We start from the raw sequence: 4416 nt of genomic DNA on the forward strand, positions 1-4416 counted from the left end.
CGCATCTCTCCCCGTAGGAGCGGCGCGAGCCGCGAGGGGTTGAAGGCGACGGGGCTCGTCGCAGCCGCCCGGAAGAGCTCGCGGCTGGCGCCGCTCCTACAGCGAACCGAACCGCCGCGGGCCTCCCCCGTAGGAGCGGCGCGAGCCGCGAGGGGTTGAAGGCGACGGGGCTCGTCGCAGCCGCCCGGAAAGGCTCGCGGCTGGCGCCGCTCCTACAGGACGCCGATGCTCGTGCGGGGGTGTTGCTGCGGTTGGGGGGCGTCAGGTGTGGAAGCGGCCGAGGACGGTGTCGGTGCGTTGGGCGGTTTCGGAGAGCTGGTGCAGGGTTTCGCGGATGGCCTGGATGGCGATGTCGGTTTCGCTGACGCGGCTGCTGATGCCTTCGGTGCTTTGCGCCATGGCGGTGGTGGCGCTGCGCTGTTCGGCGATGGTGAGGGCGATTTCGGACATGCGCTCGGAGACGTTGGCGATCTTGCCGCGGATCTCCTCGACCAGGCGGCTGGCTTCTTCGCTGCGGTCGACGCTGTGCTCGACCGAGCTGACGGTGTTGTGCATGCGCTGAACCGCGCCGTCGGTCTCGTTGCGGATGATGCCCAGCTTCTGCGAGATCTCGAGCGTGGCGATGCCGGTGCGGTCGGCGAGCTTGCGTACTTCGTCGGCGACGACGGCAAAGCCGCGCCCCTGCTCGCCGGCGCGGGCGGCTTCGATGGCGGCGTTGAGCGCGAGCAGGTTGGTCTGGTCGGCGATTTCGCGGATGACGTTGACGATGCCTTCGATCTCGGTCGAGCGCCGCGCCAGGCCTTCGAGTACGCCCGCCATGTCCTTGACCTGGCCGGCCGAGGTGGCGATTTCGCCTGCGATGGCCATGACCTGGCCCACCGTCTGCTGGGTGAGCTTGCCGGTTTCGGCGGCGAGCTTTTCGGCGTCGGCGGTGTTGTCGGCGATGTGGGCGATGCTGACGGTGATCTCTTCGACGGTGGCGGCGTTGCTGGCGGAGATGTCGGAGAGGCCTTCCGATTCCTTGGCGACGCTGTCGACGCGGTCGTTGAGCTCCTTGACGCCGGCGACGAGGCGGGTGGCGTCGGCGTTCAGGGCATTGAAGGTGGTGCGCAGGCCGGTCATGAATTCATTGAAGGCGGAGGCGGTTTCGCCGACTTCGTTGTTGCCGTCGACCGAGATGCGCCGGGTGAGGTCGCCGCCGCCGCCGGCGATCGAGCGCATGGCGTCGCGGATCTTGGACAGGCCGCCGAGGATGCGCTGCAGCACCACGATGGCGATGCCGCCGAGGACGAGGGCGACGGCGATGACGATGCCCACGCTCTTGGCCAGCAGCGCGCCGAGCGGTTCGGCGACCACGGCGCGGTCGATGATGAGGACGAGCGACCAGTCGGTGCCGGTGACCGGTTGCCAGGTGACATAGCTGTCCTGGCCGCCCACGGCGGCTTCGATGGGAGCGGCCGGCGCGCTCGCCAGGCGTGTGGTGTTGGCGGCGAGTGCGGATGAGACCTCGCTGATGTTCTTGAGCGCGAGCTTGGCGTCGGGGTGGGCGATGATGGTGCCGTCGTGCGCCACGAGCATGGCGTAGCCGCCCTGCAGTCGCACCGAGAGGACGTTGTCGACCACGTTGCGGATGGAGACGTCGGCGGCGACGACGGCGGCGACGCTGCTGCCGCTGCGCACGGGTGTGGCAAAGCTGATGATGAGGTCGCCGGTGGAGGCGTCGGCGTAGGGGGCGGTGAGGATGGTGCCGCCCTTGGCGACGGCGCCCTGGTACCAGGGCCGTGCGGTGGGGTCGTAGGTGGGCGGCAGGTTCTGCGGCGTCGAGAACACCGTGCGCTTGTCGGGGTAGCCCGCATAGACCAGGTCCAGCGCCAGGCCTTCGGCGGCACGCTGGAAGAAGGTGAGGGCGTCGGGGTCGACGGCAATGGGGACGAGCGCTTCGATCATGCGCCGGCGGGTGTCCACCCATTCGGCGATCCGCCCGGCGTAGCTGTTTGCCGCGAGCCGGGTGGATTCTTCCATGGCGCCGACGAGTTGGCCGCGCAGCTGGAAGAAGGAGGCCGTGGAGAGTACCGCTGCGGTGAGCGCGATCACCGTCAGCAGCAGGCCCACAATCATGAACTTGATCGAACGCATGATGGCTCCGGAATGCTGTCAGGTTGGTCCCGCGCGCTGGGTACCCCTGGGTGCCGAAGTTGAACGCGCAGCAGGTGGATGATGCTCCAATTTATCGTCTGCAGAAGTGCCATCTTTAGCGATATAAGGGAAATTCCTTAGCAGCAACCCTGGGGGGAGTGCGGGCGTGCGGGCGTAGGGCATGGGGCCGGCCCCGTGGTCGAGGTCCGGCCCCATGCGGTGCTGCGGGCTGAGCGAGGCCTGCGCTCAGGGGGTGTCGATGAACACCTGGGTGCTGAAGTCTGCCGTGGCCGGGCGGGCGAGCACGGGGTTGTCCAGCGCGTAGCGCAGGAAGGCGTCGGCGTAGGCGAGGAAGGTGTCGGTGCGACGCTCGCCGCTGATGGTGCCCAGCGTGGTGTAGCCGTCCTGGCCGTCGGCGATGAAGTCGTTGGTGATCACCCGGTAGCGGGCGCTGTCGTCGAGCGCGACCCAGCTGCCGCCAGCGTTGCGGTGCTCCAGGGCGCTGATGCGGCTGCCGCGCGGCTGGCGCAGGTCGACCTGCCAGCGCAGCGCGCCGGCGTAGGGGTAGGAGCCGGTGTTGCCGGCGACCACGCTCTGCATGGCGTCTTCGAGCGCGGCGCGGATCTCGGCGCCGCTCATGTCGAGTGCGACCAGCGTGTTCTTGAACGGCAGCACGGTGTAGATGTTGCCCACCGTGACCGTGCCCATGGCGAGGTCGACGCGCACACCACCGCCGTTCTGCAGCGAAATGTCGGCGCCGCCAAAGCGCTGGCCCTGGCGCAGGAAGGCTTCGGCGACGAGTTGCTGGACGTCGCCGCCGTGGGCGATGACATGGGGGTCGTCGTTGCAGCCGGCGAGGCGCGAGCGCGAGCCGTCGCGGGCGGTGCCGGGCACGCGGCGCAGGCAGAGGTTGGTTTGCGCGTTGGCGACGGGCTCGGCGCCGAAGTCGGTCACCTGGCGGGTGTAGTCGGCGAGCACGCTGGCAGCCTGGGCGTTGGGCGCGGTGACGCGCAGCGCGGGCTGGCGGGCGAGGTCGGCCTGGGCGAAGGTGAGGGCGTCGCCGCTGAGCGTGCCCAGCGTGCTGCCGATGAGGACATGGGGCTGGCCGCCGCAGGACTTGACCTTGCCGCGGCCGTCGAAGACGACTTCCAGTTCGCCGACGACGGCGCTGTACTGCCAGGCCTGGGCGATGCAGACGGTGTTGCCGTCCTTGTCGGCGGCGACCGTGGGGTAGGCGCCGACCGGCGACAGGCCGTAGTCGCGCAGGCTGTCGTCGCCGAGCAGGCTGTGCGAGTCGCCGCCGACGATGACGTCGACGCCCGACAGCTGTGCAGCCAGGGCCTGGTCCTGTGCATAGCCCATGTGGGTGAGCAGCACGATCTTGTCGATGCCTTGCGCGTGCAGGCGGTCGATTTCGCGCTGGGCGGCCTCGCGTTCGTCGAGCAGGCGTGTGCCGGGGTCGGGGCGCGATGCGTTCTGGGTCTTGTCGGCGATGGTGAGGCCGATGATGCCGATGCGCTCGCCGCCACGCTCGATCACCACGGCGGGGCGTACGCCGTCGCTGCCGATCGGCGAGCCCGCGCGCAGCGACAGGTTGGCCGACAGCAGCGGCGTGCGGCAGGTGGGGCTCGCCCACAGGTCGTCGATGAAGCTGCGCAGACCGGCGTCACCCGCGTCGAATTCGTGGTTGCCCACTGCCATGGCGTCGAAGCACACCTCGTTCATCAGGTCGGCATCGGACTTGCCTTCGGTGAGGGTGTAGTAGAGCGTGCCGGTAATGGCGTCGCCCGCGTGCAGCTTGAGGACATTGCCGTGGCGCGTGGCCAGCTCGTCGATCGCCGTCACCACGCGCGGAAAACCGCCCATGCCGACGGTGACGTTGCTGCGCGTGCCGCTGGCGTCGGTGGCCAGGCGCAGCGTGGCGCTGGCTTCGTCGAGATTGGAGTGGTGGTCGTTGATGTGCAGGATTGCGAGCGGGAAGTCGGGCTTGGGTGTATCCGAATCGCTGATGCAACCAGCGAGCGCAAGCGCGCCCGCGAGGACGGCAACGGCCGGGATGACGGTGTGATTCATGAGGGACCTCGAATGGACTGGGAATGACACCCCGCAGTGTCCCTGCGCGATATGAAGTGCCTGTTAAAGCCAGCCCCAACGCCCCCTCGCGACGCGCTGGGCTTGCTGTAGGAGCGGCGCCAGCCGCGAGCCTTTAATCAACCGCCCGCCCACCCCCATCGCCTTCAACCCCTCGCGGCTCGCGCCGCTCCTACAGGGGGCGACGCG

The 4416-nt window shown here is 69.1% G+C and carries 2 protein-coding genes; both read right to left on the reverse strand.

Going from position 1 to position 4416, the window contains the following annotated elements; all coding sequences use genetic code 11:
• Positions 1-261 precede the first annotated feature (261 nt).
• Complete coding sequence (locus C662_RS19320; RefSeq protein ID WP_002934223.1) at positions 262-2136, reverse strand: methyl-accepting chemotaxis protein; 1875 nt, start codon at positions 2134-2136, stop codon at positions 262-264.
• A gap of 246 nt (positions 2137-2382) precedes the next feature.
• Entirely contained in the window at positions 2383-4209 is a 1827-nt protein-coding gene (locus C662_RS19325; protein ID WP_002934224.1) for a bifunctional metallophosphatase/5'-nucleotidase, read from the reverse strand.
• Positions 4210-4416: the final 207 nt, after the last annotated feature.

Origin of the sequence: Thauera sp. 28, assembly GCF_000310145.2 — a bacterium.
Classification (GTDB): domain Bacteria; phylum Pseudomonadota; class Gammaproteobacteria; order Burkholderiales; family Rhodocyclaceae; genus Thauera; species Thauera mechernichensis.